This is a genomic window from Streptomyces arenae, assembly GCF_022343545.1.
In the GTDB taxonomy this organism is placed as follows: domain Bacteria; phylum Actinomycetota; class Actinomycetes; order Streptomycetales; family Streptomycetaceae; genus Streptomyces; species Streptomyces humi.
The window spans coordinates 1-22560 of sequence record NZ_JAKQYH010000036.1; the positions used below are offsets into that span (position 1 = coordinate 1).

General features: G+C 71.5%; 4 protein-coding genes. All 4 read right to left on the reverse strand.

Annotation, left to right across the window (positions count from 1 at the left end):
* On the reverse strand, nucleotides 1-18544 hold an 18544-nt coding region (locus tag MB828_RS15255), incomplete at its 3' end, for a hypothetical protein (protein ID WP_301648628.1).
* Nucleotides 18545-18562: 18 nt separating this feature from the next.
* Nucleotides 18563-18925, reverse strand: coding sequence for a hypothetical protein (locus MB828_RS15260; protein WP_301648629.1), 363 nt, complete (start codon nucleotides 18923-18925; stop codon nucleotides 18563-18565).
* Between the two features lie 7 nt (nucleotides 18926-18932).
* A complete protein-coding gene (locus MB828_RS15265) occupies nucleotides 18933-19385 on the reverse strand; it encodes a YbaB/EbfC family nucleoid-associated protein (protein ID WP_301648630.1) in 453 nt (150 codons plus the stop codon).
* Nucleotides 19386-19443: 58 nt separating this feature from the next.
* Nucleotides 19444-22557 (reverse strand): AAWKG family protein, encoded by a 3114-nt coding sequence (locus MB828_RS15270; protein ID WP_301648631.1) that lies wholly within the window; start codon nucleotides 22555-22557, stop codon nucleotides 19444-19446.
* Nucleotides 22558-22560: the final 3 nt, after the last annotated feature.

Sequence of the window (22560 nt, forward strand, 5' to 3'; positions counted from 1 at the left end):
CGGCCGGGCCGTCGGGGGTGGGCCAGCGGGGCGGGGTGGTGGCGAAGGTGGTGCGCAGGGACTGTTCGGGGGTCGGGGCGCTGTCCTGGATGTCGGCGGACAGGTCCTCCAGCGCTTCGGTGGCCGCCGTCTGCTCGGCGGCGGCCCGGATCTGCGCGGTGACGGCGGCGACGATCTGCGCGTCGCGGCGGGCGACTTCGGCCCGGGCCTTGTCCACCTCGTCCTGGGCCCCGGCCTCCTCATCGGTGGCGGTCCGGAGGTTCCTGGCCGCGGTCTGCACGTCGCGTGCGTCCTGCTCCGCCTCCTCGACGGCTTCCTCGTGGTCCTCCTCCGCCTGGCCGATGCGCTCGGGGGCGATGCTCACGATGTGCTGGGCGCGGGTCAACTTCGGCCGGTCGGCGGCGAGTTGGGCGGTGGCGCGCTGGATCGTGTCGTCGAGCGTGGTGATCTCGTCGACCACGGCCCGCACGCGGGGGTCGTCGGCGACGTCGGCCGCGGGGTCCTTGGTACGGGCGGCGTTGGGTGCGGCGGGGGCCGGTGCGGGGGTCGGCTGCCCGCCACGGGCCGCCTGTTGGGCTGCCGTGCGTTCGGCGCGCACGGTGTTCTCGGTCTGGGTGAGCCGGGCCAGGGCCGTCTGGCGTTCGCTGCGGGCCCGCGTCTCGTCCCGTTCGTGCTGCGCGATCTGCGGCGGCAGGGTGGTGACGGTCTGGCGCGCCTTCGCGAAGTCCCGCTTCAGCTGCTCGACCAGGGCCGCCGCGTCGGCCGCCGCCTTGGCGGAGGCGGCGGCCTCGGCGACGGCGTCACGGTGGGCGTCGGTCGCGTTCGTGAGGGCGAGCCGCGCCTTCCGGTGGTCCTCGACGGCGACCGTGTAGTCCTGGTTGGCTTCCCGGCGGGCGGCGGTGCGCAGGTTCAGCAGGCGCGGGGTGTCAGCGAGAACGTCGGCGGCGTCGTGCAGCCGTACGGCCTCGGTGTCGAAGGCGTTCCAGGCGGTGGTGAGGGCGGGGTCGGCCGTGACGAGGGCGCCGTCGGGGGCGAACTCCCAGCGGCGGATGCCCTGCGGGTCGCGGGTCATCAGTTCCAGCGGGCGGTTGCCCAGCACGGCCGTGCGGGAGGCGGCGTAGAGCGCCTGGCCGAGTCGGATGCCGTGTGGGTCGGCGCCGAGGGCGACCCAGACCTGGACGCCGTGATCGCCGGGCGGTATCGCGGAGTTGAGGCGTTCGGGCAGCGTGTGCGGTTCCGCGGTGGCCCAGTCGGGGACGAGCGCGGGCAGGTCGTGGATGTTCGGCGGGGCCTCGGCCGGGGTAATCAGGCCGTGCCCGAGGAGGTCGCGTTCCTCCACGCGGAGGGTGACCGTGCCGGTGACGTGACGGGTGCCCTGCGGTCCCTCGACCAGGAGGTGGGCGTCGGCGTCCACGACGTAACTCCGTGTCCCGCGCGCCCCGTTGGCGGGTGCGGAGGTGCTGCCGGACTTGAGCCAGTCGCGGCGGCTGCCGGTGGTGGTGCCGCCGAAGGTGGAGGGCTGGGTCTGCCGCTGCGCGATGGGGGCGTTCATCCCGGCGAGCTGCCGGTTGTTGTCGTCGCCGCTGAGGAGTTCCGTGAACGAGGTCGCCAGGGAGTGGTCGGCGCCCGCGGCGGTGCTCACCGTGTCGGTCGTGTTGTGGAGCTGGTCGAGGGTGACGTCGTCGGCGTGGGTGGAGCGGCGCGGGTTGTACAGCGACACGGCGATCGACGGGGCCTGCTCGGGCGCTCCCTCGAAGGGGCGGCTGCCGGGCATGGTGCGGGTGAGGTCGGCGGCCAGCCGGGGACGGTCCAGGGAGACCCGCCCGGCCTGGATCAACTGGCCGAGCCGGACGGCCTGTCCCTCCACCGACACGGAGGTGATCTGCGCGCCCCAGCCGAACCTGCCGGGCGGCGCCACCTGGTTCAGCGCCGACTCCAGATGTGCCCAGCCGTCGAAGAGGAACGCCGGGGTGGGCCCGACCGGGTGGAACATCTGCGCGTCGGCGAGGTACGGCGTGGGGGCGGGGCCGGGCAGCACGGTGTTGCGCGGGTCGGCGCCGGACTCGGCGGACGGGGCGGTCACCGTGGCCGCCAGTACGGGCACGTCGGTCTCGGTGCCGGTGAACCGCAGCGCCAGGCTGACCGGGACGGTGCCGGTGCGCGAGTTGCCGCCCTCCAGCATCCGGTTGATCCACTGGCGCATGTCGCCGTCCGCGTCGGCCCAGGCGATGACGCCGTTCTGGAGGAGACCGCCGACGACGTTGGGCGGCCAGTCGGTGACCAGCGCGGAGCGGACCGACAGCTCGTAGTCGTAGCGCAGGCCGTCGAAGTCGGCGCCGTTGTCGGTGCGCAGCCAGAACCGGTTGTCGGCGGTGGTCGCCCGGCGGACCGAGATGCTGCTCGCGGACAGCGGGGTGAACCCGGGCGCCGAGCGGTCTGTCGTCAGGGGGTCGGGACCTTGGTTCGGACGCAGGGAGCGGACGGCCGGCGCGATCGGGAGCTGCGTCTGCCGGACCGAGGCACGGGTGGTGGTGCGGCCCGCCGCGGTGTGCGACTGCCACTGTTCGAGGCCGGAGCCGGGCGTGGACGAACCGCGGATGGCGGCCAGGTTCTGGGTCCGCCTCGGCACCGCCCGCAGGGTGACCTCGACCAGTCGCTCGCCGCCGTAGCCGTGGTGGCGGAAATGGAAACGGGTGGTGGCCGGGTGCGGTGTGCCGTCCGGGCCGCGGCCCGGCAGTGAGCGCAGTCCCGCGGTCGAGGTGAGCTGGGCGATCCGGCTGTGCACACCGGGCTGGTGGCCGGCGTGTCCCGGGGTGAACACTCCGGGTGCCTCGGTCTCGACCAGCCTCAGCAGTTCGCGCCGGACCTGGCCGCGCCGCTCCCTCGGGTTGACCGGCCCCAGCGGGACCTGCCCCGTGGCGGGCCCGGTCGCGGGCACGGGGGCGGCCACGGGAGGCTCGTACTCGATGACGGACAGGACTCCGCCGAGGCCCAGTTGCCGGTTGCGGACGTACGCGGCCGGGAGCGGGGCGTGGCCCGGGACGGGTGTCGGGGTGAGACCGGTCACCGAGCCCATCCACCGTGCGTCGCGGTTGAGTTGGCCTTGCGTCATGAGGAACTGGAGGCCGTCGGGGACGTCCACCGAGAAGGTGATCGGGGCGATCGTGCCGGGGTTCATGACGCCGTTGAACAGCGTGCGGGAACCCGCCCGGACGGTGACCACGTAGGTGACGTCGGCGACCACCCGGTGCAGATCACCGCTCTCGGTGGGGGTGCGGTTGACACCGGTGCCGGCGGAGAGCGTGTCGGAGGTGTCGGTGCGGGACACCTTGTTGAGTCGTATGGCCGGGTTGGCCTGGTTCTTGTTCGGCTTCGACGTCTTCTTCCCCGCGGAGTCCGAACCGCCCGTCTCCGTAGCGGTGTTGCTCGGTGCCACCGGTGTGGTCGCGCTCTGGGTGACCGCGCCGGTGCCGCCGAACTGGTGCGACTTCGACAGGGACTTGGCCTGCTGGGCGGTGTCGGTGGCGGAGACGCCCGTCTCCAGGTACTGCCGGGTGGTGTCCAGCAGCCGGGGCCGGTGGGCGACGGCCTCGATCTCCAGGGAGTACTGGCCGTCCGCGAACGTCCCCGGCAGGCTCAGGCCCTCCACCACATAGGAGTTCTTGAAGATCTCGTGGCCGTGCGCGACCAGGCTGCCCGGGGTGATCGCCGCGTGCCGGGTCTCGGCGGCACGTGTCCTGTTGTCCATCAGCCCGTGCCCGGCGAGCGGGAAGACGCTCGCGCGCTGCGGCGCGGCGGGGGCGGGTGCCGTGCCGGGCGCGGCGACGGGAAGGATCGGTCCGGTGGCCGGGGTGGGAGGCGCGGCCTGCTGTGCCTGGTTGCGGATCTCCCGCGCGGCCCGCCGGAACACCGACTCGATGGCGGCGGAACCGCGCACGGTGTCGATCAGGGCGTCATCGGGAATCCGCACCAGCTCCGGACGCGGAGTGCCGGTCGCGTCAGTTCCGTCGAGCCGGGCCCGGTCGACCGCGTTCGTCGGGCGCGGGGCCCCGTCGGCACGCGCGGGCGGCGCGGGGGCCGTCGCGGGTGCGTGGGTACGGCCGTTCGGCACCGCGAGCCGCAGCGAACCGGTGACGGTGGGTGCGACCGGCGGCGTGGGAGCAACAGGAGCTGTGCCGGGCCCAGTTGGGGCCGGTGGCGGGGCGGCGGCCTGGTTGACGTTCTGTCCGAACCGCTCGCTGGGCTGGTCGCCGTCGTCCGCGTACAGGTCCAGGGCGAACCGTACCGGCACGTCGAACGCGTGGCTGTCCTGGCCGGTGGCGATGAAGAACTGGTCGTGCCCGGTGGCGCCGCCCACGGTATCGCCATGGGTGACCTGCTGGCCGTACTGGTAGTCGCCCCCGAACCCGATGGACCCCCAGCCGCCGAGCGGCCCGCTGACACTGCCCAGCGCCCCCAGCGCGCCACCGTACGACTCGCCGCGCTGCTCGGCGTCGCTGCCCGCCATCTGCGCCAGACCCATGACCTGGATGCCCGGCAGCACCAGACGGTGGGTGCTGGCCTGCCCGGTGTCCCGTTCGGCGGTGAGCAGCAGCCGGACCCTGCGGACGCCGGTGTCGGTGCTGTTGGGCACCTCGAAGTGCAGGGCGTGCCCGCCGTCGACCATCGAGTCGGTCGCGGCACGCAGCCCAGTGCGGGAGCGGGCCTCGCGCAGTCGGCGGAGGTTGTTGAGCTGCGCGTGCAGCCGGATCTGGTGCTCGGGCTCAAGGTTGCGCACGGCCTGCTTCAGCCGCCCGCCGACTCCGGTCGCGGGGGCGGGCGGCAGGAAGCCCTCGCGCCGCAGCCAGGCCTCGGCCTCGTTGAACAGACCGTCCGTGCCGGTGACGTCGAGCGGTGCCGCGCTCAATCCGATGCCGTCCAACCGCTCCAGGGAGTCCGGGAGTTCACGCATCTCGGTGGCGGCCGGCGGGCGACCGGTCGCGGCCGCCTTGCTGAGCACCCGGAGGTCCATGCCCCGGGTCTGGGTGAGCGGGGGCGCCGCCGTCTCGGTACCGTCCGGGCGGATCAGGGTGGCGCGGTAGGTGACGGCGGTCGGGGCGAGCAGATGACTCTGGTTGGTACGGATCGCGTGCATCGTGCCGGCCGAACTGCTCGCGCTGTACGTGTTGGTGACGGTCGCCTGCGTCTGCCCGCGCAGACCGACGCTGCCCCCGATCACGCTCGACGCGTTCGGATGCCCCTGCGCATGGTCACCGGTGAGGCCGGCGGCAGCGTTGCCGCTGATGCCGATACCGCTCGTGTAGCGCGAGGAGAGATCCACCTTGGCGGTGTTGACGAGGTGGCTCTCCAGGTTGATCTGCCCTGCGGTGCTCTGCCGTTGCGGGGTGCTGGTCCCCAGCACGGTGACCAGGTGCAGCATGCCGACCGCGTTGCCGTCGGCGTCCGTGATCACCGGCGAGTAGATACCGCCGTCGATCTGCATCGGCAGCGTGCCGCGCAGCACCTGCTCGGAGAGGAAGTCCGAGACCTGCCCGGCGGCGACGGTATCGAGGTCGGCGTGGAAGGACTGGTGGACGTGCTCGTACAGCGCCCTCGGGTCGATCACCGTGTCGACGCCGTAGAGCGGCAGATCCGACGGAGCGGCGGGCGCGGGCAGGGAGCCCGGCGCGGGGTCGGCGACGGTGAGGTGCCGGGGGAACCAGATCGTGGTCGGCCCATGCGACACCGGCCGGCTCCACGTGTCCGGAGCCGGGGCGGTGGCGGGCGCGGCAGGCGGCGCGGTGACGGCGGGGGCGTCGACGCGCACCCGCCACCGGGTGGTGAACTCAACCGGATCGGAGGGCTCGTTGGAGCGCTGCGCGGACGTCGTCTGCACGGCCTGCGTGACGGTCGTCGCGTCACTCGCCTGGTTGTGCGTGAAGGACACGGTCACGGAACCGTCCACCGCCCGCACCGGCGTCGGCGCGGTGATCGGCCACGACCCGGTCCACGGCACCTGGACCGTGCGATACGTCCCCGACGGCTGCCCGGAGAAGTTCTCCCGCGTGCCGAACCCGCGCCGCTCGACGTGCTTGTCCGGGTCCCGCTGGTCAAAGCGCCCCTGCCGCAGGGACGTTCGGGCGTCGGACAGCGTCAGCTGTACGTCCACGGTGTGATCGCGCCCGTCGACCGTCACGGTGATCCGGTAGCCGCCGTTCGAGCGCAGATAGGGCAGTTGCAGGGCGAGGTTCTCTCGGCTCAACGCCCCCTGCACCTGCTCGCGCACGGACTCCGGTGGATCGTCGGGGTCCAGCCCGAGCGCCTCGTAGACCTGCCCGTGCAGTCCATCGATCACCTCGTCCGAGAACGGCTCCGCGTACACCAGCCCCACCGTGCCGTCCGGGAGCGAACCGTAGGAGTTCACGTAGGACGACGGGAGGCCACTCGGCGTGGGAGGCAGGGCGGCCGGGGCGTGGGAGGCGGGCCAGATGAGATCGATGTCGGTGGGGATGGGGGTGGTGTCGGGGTTCTGGGCCGGGATGGTGCTCTGGTCCTGGCCTGTGTGGTCGTGGAGTTGGGGCCCGGACGCCGTGACGCTCTCGATGATGCGGAGGTAGCGCTGCGGGATGTGGACCGGGCCCTGGGTGGTCGCCATCAGCCCCGTCGTGCGGACCGTGGTGCTGTTGGCGTGGTTACGCAGAAGGAAGTCGTTGTCGCGTTGCTCGTCCGGCAGGCCGAGGTAGTGCAGGACCTCGTGCAGCAGATCCTCGTCGGAGTGGTTGACGTCCAGGTGGAGTTGATCGGCCCGGCCCGGCTCCTCGGAGTCGGTGAGCGTCACCACCTCGGGATGGGCAGGGTCGCTGACCAGGTTCAGGTTGATGTGCAGCTGGTCACCTGAAGCGGGCAGTGCCAGACCGGCGTTGAGGTGCGTGTCCAGAAGACGGGTGATCCGGTCGTTCAACTGCTGCGCGCGGGCAGGATCGTTGGCCGTGACCGGCAGGTTGACCGTGTAGTCGCGTATCCACTGGCCGTTCGGCGCCTGGATACGGCGAACCTGGGTGCGGATGAGGGTGGTCGCACCGCTGAGCGTGCCCGGGCGGGGCGGATTGGACTGATCCGCGTGCGGATCGAACCGCTCGGCGGAGTGCACGGCGGGACGCGCATGCGGGCGCAGGCCGTGCCAACTGTACTTCGGCGCCGGGTTGTTGACGTGCGTTGCGGGCTGGTCGTCGGACGCGTCACGCACCGGCTCGGGACGGTGACGGCCATCCGGCTGAACACTCTCGGCGTCCCCGGGACCCCGGGGTGCCTTCGACGTGGTGATGGTCGGCGAGGTGTCATCGAGGGGGCCGGCGTCGGTGGCGTTGTAGTGGTTGAGGCCGGTGTAGTGGACCTCCAGCACCCGGGTGGCGGTGGGTGATCCGACGCGGGTGACGGTGCCGAGGCCGGTCGTCGGGTTCGGCCGGAGCACCTCCACGGCCACGTCCAGGGTGTCCGCCAGCAGGGGCAGGAACATCTCGCCCTGGTTGCTCTCCCACGACTGAGACCACTTCTGGACGGCGTCGAGCGCGTGGGCGAGTTCGGCGTCGGTGAACTGGGCGGCGCTGTCTGTGTATCCGTGCCCGAGCAGCCTGCGGAGCTGGGCGTCGGTGAGCTGGTCGAACGTGGGGATACGGTTCGTGTCCCGGAGGTAGCCGAACATGTCGCGGACGCCGGGCTCCGCCGGGCCGGTCACGTTGTCCTGGGCCAGCGCCTGGTCGTAGCGCGTGCTGAGGTCGTCCAGCTGGTCCGGTTCCGTCACTCCCGTGATGCCGTACTCGTCGAGAGTGGCGAGGAGTTCGGGCCGGTCCATGGCCGCCGTGCGCGCGTCGAACCACGGCGCGAGGGTCTGCCGTACCTGGCCGACCACCTCGTGCGGCAGCGGTCGTCCGCTGCGGGCGGTGAGCAGGCGGTCCTCGGCGTGGGCACGGAGCAGGTCGGCCGCGATCCGCAGATGGTTGCCTGCGGGGGGCATCGGGCCGCTCACGCCGTTCCACTGGGCGAACTGGATCATTCCGGCGCGGACTTGGTCCGGCCGTCCCAGCCAGGCGTAGGTCGCCGGGGCCTCGGTGCGCAGGGTGGGCACCTGGTCGCGGATGCGCTGCGGGTCGGTGCCGAGGAACGTGTAGAGCAGGCAGCGGCCATCGCCGCGGGTCCGGATCGTACGGCCGCGCGGTGGGCGGATCTGGAACGGGGCGGGTCGGGGTGCGGTCGAGAGGGGTGACGTGTGGTTCGGGGTCGCGGAGTTGGGTGACGCGGGGTCGGTCGACGTGCCGTCGGTGTGGTCCTGAGCCGGAGCCTTCGCCTTGCCCTTGGCCTCGGCCTTGGTCCCGTCCTGGGTGAGGGGGACCGCGTCCGTGTCCGCGTCCGTGTCCGCCGGGGCGGTGTGCGTGGCTACGGGTGCACTGCCCTTGCCCTGGCCCGAGTTGTTGCCGACGTTGCCGACCAGGGCGTCGAACACGCTGTCCTGGTGGGGGACGGAGTCCTGGTCGTCCTGGTCGCCGCCGGTGGCGTCGTCGTCTCCGGTCGGGGCGGGGTCCTTCGGCGGGACGGGCGCTGTCGGGTCGGGGGTGGTCAGTTCGGTGTCCGGGACCGAATCGCCGTCGTCCGTGGAGTCGTCGCCCGGGGTGGTGGTGTCGGTGTCGTCGTCGCTGGTGGAGGCGGCATCGGCGTCGGTGCCCGGGGTGTTGCCGGTGGAGGGGCCCGCCGTGCGGGGCAGGCCCGTGCCCGGCCAGCGGGGGCTGCTGGAGGCCAGGGTCGTGCGGGAGGTGGGCAGCGCGGAGGGGCCGGCGGCCAGCACCGGCCCTGTCACTCCGGGCAGTTCGGTCTGCGCCGCCGCCCGGCGGGCCGCCGCGTCGTCCCGTCGGCCGAGGGCGTTGTCGATCTCGGTGTCGATGTCGGCGAGGCTCTGTGCCGCCCGGTCGTGGGCCTCGCGGGCGTCCTGGTGGACGAGGGCCGCGTCCTCGGCGTGCCCGCGTGCCGTGTCGGCGTCCGAACGCGTGGTCCCCGCGGTGGCTGCGGCGCCGGGCAGCTGCGACCGCACCTCCCGCAGGTCCGCCTCGTCGCGGTCCAGGCCGTTCCTGGCCTCGTCGAGGTCCGAGCTGTCCCGCTGGAGACCGGCCCGCACGTCGGCGAGGTCGGCGTCCAACTGGACGATCTGGGCATTGACTTGCTCTATCTGCTGGGTCAGGGCGGGGTCCCCTGCGGGGGCGAGGGCAGGCCCGGTGGTGTCGTCCCCGGCTTGCGGTCCTACGGCCGTGTCCTGCGTGCCGGTGTCCGTGGCGGACGGGCCCGGTGTCGGCGCGTTCTCCGTGTCGCCGGGGGGCCTCGTCGTGTGGGCCGCCGCCGCGCGGGCGTAGAGGTCGGCGAGGTTGCGGCGGGCGGTCTTGGCCTGGGAGGTGAGGCTCAGTTCGGCGCGCTGGCCGTCGGCGACCGCGTCGGTGAGGGTGCCGACCCTGCGGCGGCCCGCGGAGATCCCGCCGACGAGGGTCTTCTCACGGCCGGTGAGGTCGCCGAGGTGCTGTTCGGCCTGGTCCGCCCGCTGTTCGGCGGTGGTCGCGGCCGTGTGGGTGCGGTGGGCCTCGGCCGCCGCGTCCGTCAGGGCGGTGACGGCCCGGTCGAGGGAGTCCTGCGCGTCGATCCGCAGCCCGCGCTGGAGGGCTTCGTCGACGAGCGCCGCCGAGTGGTCGAACTCGGCCCGGTCGAAGTCGGCGGCGACCCGCTCGAAGTCCGCCCACGCCTGGTCCAGGGCGGCGACTCCGGTGGTGGAGCCGGAGGGGGTGGAGTCGGTGCCGGGAGCCGTGCCGTCGCCGGTCCCCGGTGTCACGTCGTCGGTACTCCCCCGGTCCGTCGGCGGGCCCGTCAGCGTGCCGTCCGGGTCGAAGGTCCAGACGCGGAGGCCTTCCGGGCCGCGGGTGACGAGTTCCACAGGGTGGCCCTGGGAACGGGCGGTGCGTGAGGCGCCGTAGAGGGCGAGGGCGAGACGGGAGCCGTCGGGGTCGGGGCCGGTGGCGACCCAGAACTGGTAGCCGTCGTCGTCGGGGTGGACGCCGTCGGCCAAGAGGTGCGGTACGTCGCTGAGGGGGGTCGCCGCCCAGTGCTCGGGGGTGAGACCGGTGCCCTGGGTGAGCAGGGCGGGGAGGTCGTAGACGTGAGGCACCGGGCGGGGCTCGGTGATGCCGTGGCCGAGGGCGTCGCGTTCCTCGACGCGGATCGTGGCGGTGCCGGTGACGTGGCGGACGCCCTCGGGTCCCGAGACCTCGATATGGACGTCGGCCCGCACTTCGTAGCTGCGGGTGCCGCGGCCGTCGGCGGGCAGGCTGGTGCTGCCGGTCTTGAGCCAGTCACGGCGCCCGCCGGAGACTGTGCTGCCGAAGTTGCTTGCGTCGACAGGCCGTTGGAGGACCGGTGGGGTCGCGCCGAGGAGGTGGCGGTCGGGGTCATCGGTGCTCGCGGCGAACGGCAGCGCGAGCCCGGTGGTGGTGTCGGCGCCGGAGACCGTGCTGGTGTTCTCCGAGGTGATGCGCAGCCGGTCGATGGCCACGTCGCCGCCGTCGGTGACCGGTCTCGGCCGGTACAACGACACGGTGAGCGTGGGCCGTTGGTCCGGCGCGTTCTGCAGCGGGAACGCGCCCGGCATCGTGGGCAGCATCCCGCCGGTCTGGCGGGGTGTGTCGAGCGAGATCGTGCCGGCCTGGATGAGTTCGCCGAGCCGTACCGACGCGTTCTCGTCGGAAGTGGAGGCCGGCTGGGCGCGCCAGCTGCTTCCGGTGGAGGGGGCGACCTGGTCAAGGGCCGTGTAGAGCTGGCTCCAGCCGTCGAAGCCGTAGACCGGCGTGGAGCCGGTCGGGTGGAACAGGTCGGCGTCGTCCAACGAGGGGTTGCCGCTAGTGAGTTGGCGTGGGTCCGTCCGGGACAGCGCGGGCGGCGGGGGTGCCTGGATGTCGGGCGGGTTCGTCTCGCTGCCGGTGAAGCGCAGGCTGACGAGCGCCGGTACCCGGACTTGGCCGCCGAGTTCGCCGGAGAGGGTGCGGCTGAGCCAGGAGCGGGTCGGCGCGTCGGCGTCGTCCCAGGCGATGATCCCGCGCTGCACCAGGGCGCCCAGGACGTTGGGCGGCCAGTCGACCACGTAGGTGGAGCGGACCGTGGCGACCAGCTCGTAGTCCAGGCCGTCGAAGTCGGCGGCGCTGTCGGTGCGCAGCCAGAACCGGTCCTCGCCGGTGCGCCCTGACTTGTCGACCTTGCTGGACGCGGAGACGACATTGACGGAGGGGCCGAGCCGGTCGGTGCGGTCGTCGCTGTCGGGGCGGGTGAAGCGGGCCGTCGGGTTCACGGTGAGCCGGTGCTGACGGCCCACGGAGGAGGACAGCGAACGGCCCTCCGCGGTGTGCGAACCCCATTGCTCGATACCGGACTTGTCGCCCGCCACCGCGATGCCGCGTACGGCACCCCGGCTCGCGGGGGTGCTCGTGGGGCGGGCCGAGAACGTCACCTCGACGAGGGCCGCGCCGCCGAACCGGTGGTGCCGGAAGCTGAACCTGGTCTGTCCGCCGCCGCGTCCGATCAGCGCCCGCTTCCCGGCGACTCCGGTGTTATCGGCGATGAGCGTGGCGACACCGGGGAGGAAGGAGGCGTGGCCGGGGGTGGTGACACCGGGGGCGTACCGCTCGACCAACTCCTGTACCTCGTCGTGGAGTCGGTTGCGTTGCTCGGTCGGCGGGGGCACAGAGACGGTGCTGGTGCCGTCACCGGTGCTGGTGCCGTCACCGGTGTCGGTGCCGGCCGTCTGCCGCGTGCCGGGGCCGGAGAGTTCGGTGACCGAGGTGACCGCGGCCAGGCCGAGGGTGCCGTCGCGGACATAGCGGCTGGGCAGTGCCGGGCTCTCCAGACCGGAGGTCGGCGGGTCGTCCGGCCGGTTCTCTACGGCGCCCATCCACCGCCCGTCGCGCCGGAGTTGACTGTCCGTCATGAGGAACTGGAGTCCGCGTGGCACGTCCACGGCGAGCGTGACGGTCTGCCCGGGTCCGATCCCGAGGGAGTTGGCGATGACGTTGCGGTGTCCGGACCGCACGGTGATCAGGTAGGTGACGTCGGCGGTGACCCGGTGCTGGAGACCCGACTGCGTGGGCGTCCGGTTGGTGCCGGTGCCGCTGATCAGGGTGTCGGACTTGTCGCTCTTGCGGTCGTACTGGTAGCGCCCCGAGGGGTTGAAGCGGGACGGTGCGGGGGCCGGGGCGGCGGTGGGCTGCGGACTTCCCGCGGGCTGCGGGCTCGGGGCGGCGGGGGCCGGCGGGTTGTTCTGGACCGCCGAGCCGCCCACGCCGAACTGGTGTGTCTTCCCAAGGCCCTTGAGCTGCTGCGCGGAGTCGGCGGCGGAGATGCCGGTCTCCAGGTACTGGTTCACGCTGTGCGTCAGCCGGGGCGTGTGGGCGACGGCCTGGATCTCGATAGCGAGCTGTCCGTCGACCCCGAGCCCGGGCAGCGTCAGCCCCTCCACGACGTAGGTGCCGCCGAGGATCTGGTGACCCCGGCCGACCAGCGACCCGGGCGAGAGCGCCGCCGCACGGGACTCGGCGCTCACGGTGGTGGGGTCGGAGGCCGGACTCCCGACCAGCGAACTGCTCAGGAACCCGGTGACCCCGCCCACCAGCCGGGAGACCCGCCCGGGGCGGGGAGTCGGCGTGACGGGGCTGGGGGCCGGGGCGGTGACAGGGCCCGTCTCCCCGTCGGTGGCGGGATCGGCGGTGGAGGTGTCGGTCGAGGAACGGGGCGACGGCGCGTCCACGGCGGGGGTGACGCCGGTGCCGGTGACGATGCGGTGGAAGGCGTCCTGGAGCGCCGTCGAACCGCGCATCACGTCGATCAGCGCGTCGTCCGGGACGCGGACCACGTCCGGGTGCGGGCCGCCGGTGGCCGGGTCCGTCATGGTCAGCCGCTCGGTGTCCAGCGGCGCGACCTCCCGCACGGTGTACGGGTCACCGTCCGGCGCGGCCTCCTCGGCGTCCAGGGTCCGCTCGTGCGGGACGGCCAGCCGGATCGTGCCTCCGACACCGCGCGGGCCGATGAGCTGCGGGCCGCGCTCCAGGTCGCCCTCGGCGCGGGACCCGGTGTCCTCCCCCTCGCCGAAGCGGACCGTCGGGTCCGTGCTCGGGCCCTCGTACAGGTCGAGGGTGAGGCGGGCCGGCACGTCGAAGACCTGGGTGTCCTGTCCGGTGCCGATGAAGAACTGGTCGTGGCCGAGGGTGGTGCCGGTGGTGTGGCCGAGGCCGGCCTGTCCGACGTACTGGTAGTCGCCGGTGCCGTTCAGGGTCCACGCGCCGTTAGGGGTGGGCACGGTGACTCCGCCGCCGAACCCGGCACCGAGGCCGTAGGTGTTGCCGAGCCGGCCGTTGCCGCCGCCCGCCGCCTGGGCCAGGCCCATGACCTGGATGTTGGGCAGCACCGTGGTGTGCGTGACCGGCCGGTCCGGGTCGCGCCGTGCGCCCAGCTCCAGCCGCACCCGGCGCCGCCCGGTCACCGCGGGGACCTCCAGGAACAGCGAGTGGCCGCCGTCGACCATGGAGTCGGTCGCGGCGCGCAGCCCGAGCTGGGAGCGCAGCTCGTGCAGCCGCCGCAGGTTGTTCAACTGCGCCTGCACCAGCGTCTCGTCGGGCAGCCGCCCCCGGTGCGGGGCGCTGGCGGGCGGCGGCAGGAAGCCGTGGTCCCGCAGCCAGGTCTCGGCCTCCTGGAACAGCTGGTCGGTTCCCGTGACGCCGAGCGGCGCGGCGGACTGCCCCACGGTCTCCAGGTTCCCCAACTCATGCGGCAGGGAGCGGAGTTCGTCCTCCGTCGGGGTGTGTCCCCGAGCGTCCTCGGCGGTGAGCACCCGCAGGTCGAGGCCGTGGGTCCAGGGCCCGGGCGCGTAGGTGCTGACGGAGCCGTCGGGCCGGATCAGGGTGAGGGTGTAGGTGACGTCGGCCTCGGTCAGCAGATGGCTGCGGTTGGTGCGCACCGCGTGCATGGTGCCCGCGAGGGAACTCGTGCCGAACGCGTTCTGCGCCGCGAGACTCGCGGTGCCCTTGCCGTTGAAGGTGCCGCCGACGCGATGCGAGGCGTCGGGGTGGCCGGCCCGCGGGTCGCCGGTGAAGTTCGGGCCGATGCTGCCGGAGAGGTTGAGCCCGCTGTTGAACGTGGTGTTCTGGTCGTTCTTGACCGTGTTGACGAGGTGGCTCTCCAGGTTGATCTTCTTGTCGATGCTCTTGGCGACCGGGGTGGTCGGCGTGACGTGCGCGTCCAGCCGCATGATGCCGACGGCCCGGCCGTGCGCGTCGGTGAGCACCGGCGAGTACAGCCCGCCGTCGCGCTGCATCGGCAGGGTGCCGCGCAGCACCGGTTCGCCCAGGAAGTCGGCGAGTTGGGACGACGAGGTGGCGTCCAGGTCGGCGTCGAAGTGCTCGGCGGCACCTTCGTAGAGCCGGCGCGGGTGGAGCACCGAGTCCACGCCGTAGATCGGCAGGTCGCCCAGGTCGGCAGGTTCGGGCAGTTCCTGATGGGGATCGGCGTCGGCGTCCACGACGTGCTGCGGGAACCAGATGGTGACGGGCCCGTGCGGCTCGGCCGGCCGCCAGTCGTGCGCGGGATCGGGCGTCGCGGTGGCGACTGCCGTGTCCGCTGCGTCCGTCGGGTCCGCGCCGCTCGTGTCCGCCGGGGGCGTGACGGGGACCGGAGCGGTGTCCGCGTCCAGCCGGACCTGCCAGTTGCCGGTGAAGTCGTACGCGCGGGACGCTTCGTTGCTGCGCTGGGCGCTGGTGGTCTGCACGACCTGGGTGACGGTGGCCGAGCCGTCCGCCTGGTTGTGGGTGAAGGTCCCGGACAGCGCGAGGTCGATCCCGCGGACCGGGCCCGCCGCACCGATCGGCACCGAACCGGTCCACGGCACCGGGAACGTCGAGAACGTGCCGGACGGCTGCGCCGAGACGATCTCCCGGGTGCCGTAGCCGCGCCGCTCCACGTGCTTGTCGGGATCGCTCGTGTTGAGCCCGCCGCGCGCGGATGGCCGCGCTTCGTCGAGCGAGAGCCGTACGTCCACCCGCCGCTCGACGCCGTCGACGTCGAGGGTGACGCGGTGGCCGCCGAGGCTGCGCAGATACGGCATGTTCATGGCCATCTGCTCCGCCGACAGCACGTCCCGCAGCTGCGCGCGCACGGGGTCGTCCGGGCCCGGCGCGGGCCTGCCGAGCGCGGTGAGCACCTGCCGGTGCAACCCGTCGACGACGTCCGGCGAGAACGGCTCGACGTGCACCAGGCCCCACTGGCCGTCGTGCCGTCGCCCGTAGCCGCCGAGGTAGGAGGTACGACGGCCACCGCCTGCCGGTGCCTCGACCGAGGTGACGTCGCCCTCCGGGGAGGTCACGGTGATGACGGGCACCGGCACCGGCACGACCGCGGGGGCGGTCTCCGGCTGCGGCTCCGGCTCCGGCTCCGGCTCCGTGTGGGTGTCCACCGGATCGGCGTCCGGCGTGACCGTGTCCTGGGACACCGTGAGGGGCGTGGACGTGGTGACCACGGGGGTCGGTGCGGTGTCGGCCGGATCGACGGTGGGCGTGGTCGTGGTGACGGGGGCGGGCGGGTCCGCGCCCGGCGCACCCCGGAGCGGCCCCCGGGGACCGGTGCCCCGCCGGGTCACCGGCGTGGTGTTGACGATCCCGCCGATCACGTCGAGGTGATGGGGCCTCAACCCGCCCACCACGTACGGCGCGTCGTTCGGGCCGGTCTCGGGCACGGGCCCGGTGGGGTCGCCCATCAGGCTCGCGGTACCGCCGCGGTGCGGGGCGGCGGGGTCGCGACCGCTCTCGTCGCGCAGACCGAGCTGGTGGCCGATTTCGTGGACGAGCTTGCCCTCGGGGATGTCGGCCGGCCACGAGTGGTGGGTGGTCGGGACTCCGTCCGCCGGGTCGGTGAGGGTGACGTCGAGGTGCGGGGTCTCGCCGAGGGCGGCCGGTACGACGTTGACCCGCAGCAGGCTTCTGTCCCGCAGCCGGTGCCCCGGTGCGTTGAAGACCCGCTGTATCCCGTCCGTCATCCGCTGGTGCACACCGTCGACCTGCGACCCGAGCTGCGGACTTCCGGTGAGCCGGTAGGTGACGGTCACATCGGTGACGGGCCCACCGTCATGACTGAACTGCCGCACGGCGAACCCGGCCCGCACGACGTACTGCGTGGGCGTCCCGTCCGGCCCGACCGGCCGCGACACCGGGTCGACCCAGGTGGTACTCCGCTCCGAGGGCTCGACCCCGGACCGGACGTCCTCGTAACTCCCCGCTTCTGGAACGGAGTTGGGTGCCGGGGAGGGGGTCAGGACGATGGGTTCGGGGGCGGGGGTGCTGCTTGTCGTGACCGGCGCGGTGTTGCTGGTGGTGGTGACCGGGGTCGGCTGGTCGGTGCCGGTGGTGGTGTCCGTTCCGGTGGCGGCGGTACCGTCGGAGGTCGTGTTCTCCGGACGCTCCCCCGATGGCGTGGTACGCGGGTTCCCCCCGGCGTTCGAGGACGTACCGGAGCCGGGCGCCGAGTTGCCCGAGGTCGTACTGCTCGGGGTGGGAGTACCGGAACCGGTCGTGGTCGGGCTCGTGGTCGTGGTCGGGCTCGTGGTGGGCTGTACGACGTTGCTGTTCGGCGGTACGACGGTGGTGTCGGACCCGTTCGCGACCGGAACGTCTGTCGAGGTAGCCGGAGTTGAGGTGTTCCCGGTATCCGAGGTGTCGGGGTTATCGGAAGTGTCCGGGGCGTCGGAGGTGTCGGAAGTGTCCGGGGTGTCGGAAGTGTCCGGGGTGTCGGAGGTGTCCGACGTGTCGCCCTGCTGAACCGTCCGCACCGGCGTCGGAGTTCCCGAGCTGCTGGTGTGCGGGATGCCGTTCTGCTGACCGGCGCCCTGCGGCTCGTTGCTGTTGTCGGTGGTTGTGGTGTTCGGGTCGGGCTGGTCCTGCTCCTGACGCTGCCCTTGCCCTTGGCCCTGTCCTTGGCCTTGCCCCTGCGTCCCCGTCGGCGTATGGGTCGTGGTCGGCGGGTTCGTCGATCCGTGCGGGATGTTGGTCTGGGGGTCTCCGCCGTCGACCTTCACCTCGTCGACGTGCGGGGCGGTGATGTGCGTGTCGATGTCGTCGGATTCCGTCGACGTGGTGTTCGTGGTGGTGCGCGGGGGGTTGCCGGTCGTCGACGGGGAACTGCTTCTGTTGGATGTGGTGTTGGTGATGCCGGGCCCCGACGTGGTGGACGGGTTCGACGACGGACCGCTCGTCGGGGAGTCGTTGCCGGAGCCGGAGCCGGGGCCGGAGTCGGTGTGGGAGGCGGAGTTCGAGTCGGCGTCGTCCGGGACGTCCGCCGTGCTCAGCGTGTTCACCGGAGCCGGGGTGTTGAAGTTGAACTTGTTGCCCAACGCGCCCGCGCCCTGGCCGAGATGGCGTTCGCTCATCGAGCTGAGGCCGCTGCCGAGGAAGGTGTTCAGGGGGTCGATGGGGAAGCCGAAGATGGACGCCGTCGCGATCTCGCCGAGCGTCTCCGCGCCGCCCTCGGTGAGGAAGTGCTCGAAGTCCTCGCCGATTTCGTGCTTCACCTTGTCGCCGAAGGTCTTCGGCTTGGGGGTGGGCGTCGGGTTCGGCTTCGGCGTGATGTGCGGGGTAGGCGTCGGCGTGGTCTTCGGGTTCGGTGTCGGCGTCGGCTTCGGGTTGGGCGTGGGGGTCGGCTTCGGGTTCGGCTTGGTGTTGAGTTCCGGGTTGTCGAACTTGTGGTTGTCGAACTTCTTCCCGTTGCCGCTGATGTCCTTGAACGGGTTGTGGTTGTTGAAGATGTTCTTGAAGTTGTTCTTCAGGTTCTTGCCGAGGTCGTGCAGCAGGCCGTGGAACAGTCCGGTGAACGCGCCGAAGACACCGTCCTGGATGATCTGCGACCAGTCGAACCCGTTCGGGCGGCGGCCCTTGGGCGCGCCGAGCATCATGGCCAGCCGTACCGCGAAGGTGGTGAATGCCTCTTCGATCGCCTCGGTGACGCTGGGCATCAGATGCGTCTTCTTCATCAGCCATTCCATCAGCGTGAGAATGGCGACCCGGCTGCGGGCCTTCGCCACCGCGGCCTGGCTGGAGGCGGAGCCCCCGGTGAAGGCGGACAGCACCGCGATGACGAGCAACTCGATGAGCAGCCGCACCAGTTCGGCGATGATCTGCCACTTCGACTCCATGATGTCCATGGAGGACTTGGTGCGGGACTGCCCGATGCCGTCGAGCTGGTCGGCGAATTCCTTCAGGTAGTTGACGCCGCCGCTGTCGAGGAACATGTGCATCGCCCGCACATAGTTGTTCCCGACCTGCGGCGGCAACGCGCGCCCCACCCCACCGGCGGTCTGCTCGATCAGGTCCGAGAGATCACGGACACGCCGGCCGAGCCGTTCGTACGGCTTGCCGTTGGCGAAGGCCATGTCCTCGTCGGCCTGGAGGAACTTCTCGCCGATGAGCACGAACAGGAGGTTGTTCAGCTGGGGCGACGCGTGGATGGTCATCAGGGGCGATCCGCTGCGTCAGTGCTTTCCACCGTGCGAACCACCGTTGGTGTCGCCCGAGTTGATGTCGGAGTCGTGGATGGCGCCGAGGACGCCGTTCTGCGTGCCGACCACGCTCTTGAGGTTGGCGAGGGTGCCGTCACCGACGCCGACGATCGCCTCGGACAGGGCGGAGCCGGTCGTGATGGTGCCCTCGCGCTGCTCCTTCTCCTGCGGCAGCATCTGCTTGGCGTAGCTGTCGTCGTGTCCGGGCCACCCGGAGGTGGCCGAGACGTCGGTGATGAACTCGCTGATCATCTCGTTGGCCAGCCTGCTGATCTGCTCGATCTGCCGGGTGCCGGCGATGAGCGCGGCCGGGCTGGCGGAGTAGGCGTTTCCCATCGTGTCCTCAGTCCTCGGGGTCTTCGCTGATCTCGTCGCGGAGCCGGCCGGCCCCGCGCCGTCGGCCGCCCTTGGGGCCCTCCAGTACACCGGGCCCGAAGATCTTGTTCCAGTCGATGTCGAAGCCGGTGATCTCGGGTGCCTCGGGGTTGGCCTTGGTGAAGGGCTCGAAGGTGGCCATGACGTGCCGGGCCATCCGCGCCCGGGCCTCCTGGACCGCCTCCAGCACGCTCGCGGCGAGCTGACCGGCGGGCATGGTGCGGTACTTGTCGTCGAGGAAGGTCAGCGCGCGCAGGTCGCCCTGTGCGGAGACGGTCACCTCGACCGCGCGGTCCGCGGAGCGCACCGTGGCCTCGGCGTGGGCGAGTTCGCCCTCCGCGCGGGCCACGGCGGCCTCGGTGGCCTCCAGTTCGGCCACGGCCTTGGCCAGCCGCTGCTCGATCGACTCGCTGCTGTTCACTTCGTGCCTCCTCGACGGCCGTGGTGCGGGCCGCCGTTCACCGTTCGTACGCGTCCCGTCATCGGCCGATCACCGCCGGGGCGCCACCCTCGTCGGTGCCCCAGACGTCCTCGTCCTCGGTGAGCCAGGCCTCGCGGGCGCGGTCGCCGCTCTCGGTGGAGCGGCCGTTCTGTCCGGCGCCGTTGCTGCCGGGGCCGCCCACCGGGTAGGGGGCGCTGGAGGTGGTGGGCCGGGTGTACACGACGTCCTCGTCCTCGTCGACGGAGGCCGCCCGGTTGCCCCGGCCGCGCCGGGTGGTGCCGTTGGACGGGTCGGTGAGGACGGCGCGGGTGCGTTCGCTGGTGCCGCCGCCCTGTCCGCCGCCTCCCATACCGCCGCCGCCCATGCCTCCCATACCTCCCATCCCCATCGGGTTGAGCGGGGTGCCGCTGGACGACTGTGCCGCGGTGGAGGCGTTGAGCGCGGTGCCGTCTAGGGCGTCGGAGCGGAGCGCGCCGCCGGTGTAGGGGGTGCTGTCGTAGTCGTCGTAGCCGCTGTCCAGGCCCGAATCGAGGCCGCTGCCGGTGGTGTTGAGACCACCGCCGTTGAGGCTGCTGGTGTCGAGACCGCCGCCGTTGTTCAGGCCACTGGTGTCGAGGCTGCTGCCGTTGTTGTTCAGGCCGCTCGTGTCGATGCCGCTGGTGTCGATGCCGTTGCCGTTGAGGCCGCTGGTGTCGATCGAGGACGAGGGGAGCTGGCTGCCGTCGATGTCGGTGGTGGTCGTGTGGCCCGACGGGTCGGTGGTGGTGAGCTGGCCGGTGTCCGGGTTCAGGGTCTGGCTGGAGCCGTCCGGGAACTTGGTGGTCAGCGTGCCGTCGTTGTTCAGCGTGGTCGTCGAGCCGTCCGGGTTGGTGAAGGTGTCACCGGGGTCGAGGTGCGAGGTGGTGACGTGGCCCGAGGGGTCGGTGACCGAGATCTGGCCGGTGTCCGGGTTGAGGGTCTCGGTGGAGCCGTCCGGGAACTTCGTGGTCACCGAGCCGTCGGCGTTGAGCTGGGCCGTCGAGCCGTCCGGGGTGGTGAAGGAGCCGTCGGTCGGGTTGAGCGTCGCGGTGCTGACGCTGCCGTCCGGGTTGGTGGTGGTGACCTGGCCGGTGTCCGGGTTGAGGGTCTGGCTGGTGCCGTCCGGGAACTTGGTGGTCAGCGTGCCGTCGTTGTTCAGCGTGGTCGTCGAGCCGTCCGGGTTGGTGATGGTGGTGCCCGGGTTGAGCTGGGAGACCGAGGTGGTGCCGTCCGGGTTCGTGGTGGTCACCAGGCCGGTCGAGGGGTCGATGGTCTGGGTCGAACCGTCCGGGAACGTCGTGGTGAGGCTGCCGTCGCCGTTGAGCTGGGTCTCGCCTCCGGTCGGGGAGTTCAGCGTGGTCGAGCCGTTCTTGGTGGGGTCGTTGTTCGTCAGGAGCGAGTTCGGGCTGAGGCCGCCGCCGTTCAGGAGGGAGTTGGCGAGCTGCGTCGGGTCGTTGCCGTTCGTGCTGTCGTTGTTCAGCAGGTTGTCGGTGTTGAGGTTGTTGAGGTCGTCGAGGCCGTTGCCGACGTTGTTCAGGCTGTTGCTGAGGTTGTCGTCCAGGTTGCCGAGGCTGTCGTTGAGCCCGTCACCGATGTTGTTGAGGTCGTCGTTCAGGTTGTCGTTCAGGTTGTTGAAGTTGTCGCCGAGGTTGTTCAGGTTGTCGTTCAGGCCGTCGTTGAGGTTGTTGAGGTTGTCCCCCAGGTTGTTGAGGTTGTCGTTCAGGTTGTCGTTGAGGTTGTTGAAGTTGTCGCCGAGGTTGTTGAGGTTGTCGCCGAGGTTGTTCAGGCTGTTGTTGAGGTTGTCGCTGTTCTCCTTCGCCTCCTGCTCGGCGATCTCGTTCTCCTCCTTCTGGAGGACCTCGGAGAGCGTCTCGTTGTTCTTGTTCGTGACCTCTTGGTCGAAGGCGTCCTGGACGTCGGCCCAGGCGTTCTTCACCGCGCTGAGCGCGTCGATGGACGGCTGCTTGAGCTTGGCGTCCGCGTGGTCGGACCAGCTCTTGACGGCCGCGTCGGCGACCTTCTGCCAGGTCGTGTGCTGGGTGAGGTCGCCGTAGTCGGGCACCGACTGCTTGAAGTTGGCGTCGGTCGAGTAGGAGGTGTAGGTGCCGCCGCCGTACTGGCTGTACGTGGAGTGCTGCGACGACAGCACGTGGTTGATGTTGTTGTTGATGACCCACTGACTGATCTCGTCGAGGATCTTCTTCACGTGGTAGTGCGGGTCGTGCTGGCCGTCCGACGCCCAGTCGGTCCACGCGGCCTGCAGCGAGGTGATCGCGTCCTTCAGGGCCGTCTGCGCGGCGGCCAGCGCGTCGCTCAGCTTGGACTTCGGGACGTAGCCGCCGAGGGTGGTGTTGGTCGGTGTGTAGTCGCTGCCGCCCAACTGCGAGACGTAGCCGTTGTAGTTGGTCTTCAGCTCTTTCAGCAGATGCCAGAAGAGGCTGGCAGCCTTGCCCTTCCAGGACGCCTGGTCCTCGCCGAGCGAGGTCATCCACTTGTCGACGATGTCCGAGTGGTCCTTGAAGAACTGCACCACCCGGTCGAAGGACTGCCCGGTGTTCTCGAAGGAGAGCATGTCGACGGCGTTGTCGTCGATGACCGACAGCCCGCTGTAGGAGAAGCCCTGCGTCGAGTACGGCGACGCCAGCAGATGGTCGAGGACCAGCTTGCTGCCGGAGATGTACTGCGCCATCGGCCCCGAGTCCCACTGGACATGCGAGTACGAGCCCTCGAACGCGCCGCCGCCGGTGACCTCGCCGCCGCTCCACAGCGTGGCCCGGCCGTTCTCGTCGACGGTGACGCCGATCATCACGATGCGGGCCTTCTTCATCTTCACGCTGTTGTGCGCGCCGTCCCCGCCGGCGTCGTAGAAGGCCAGGTCGTAGTCCTCGCCCTTGTTGACCTGCCAGCCGCCGATCGCCGAGTAGTCGGCCGCGGTCACCGACCTCATGTCGATGCCCTGGATGTCCATCCGGAACAGCTTGAGGTTGCCGAAGTCGTCGTTGCTCGAACTGCTCAGCTTGTCGAACAGGGTGGACCGGGCCGGGAGCGTGTAGCCGGTGAAGTCGGTGACGGCCTGTGCGAAGTAGTCGTCCGGGTCGTAGTTGGCGGTCCCGGAGGTGGTGCTTTCGGCCATGGG

Bases quoted from the DNA above. Each gene is read 5' to 3' on its own strand.
- MB828_RS15270 (WP_301648631.1), bottom strand. From the start codon at position 22,557: ATGGCCGAAAGCACCACCTCCGGGACCGCCAACTACGACCCGGACGAC.
- MB828_RS15260 (WP_301648629.1), bottom strand. From the start codon at position 18,925: ATGGGAAACGCCTACTCCGCCAGCCCGGCCGCGCTCATCGCCGGCACC.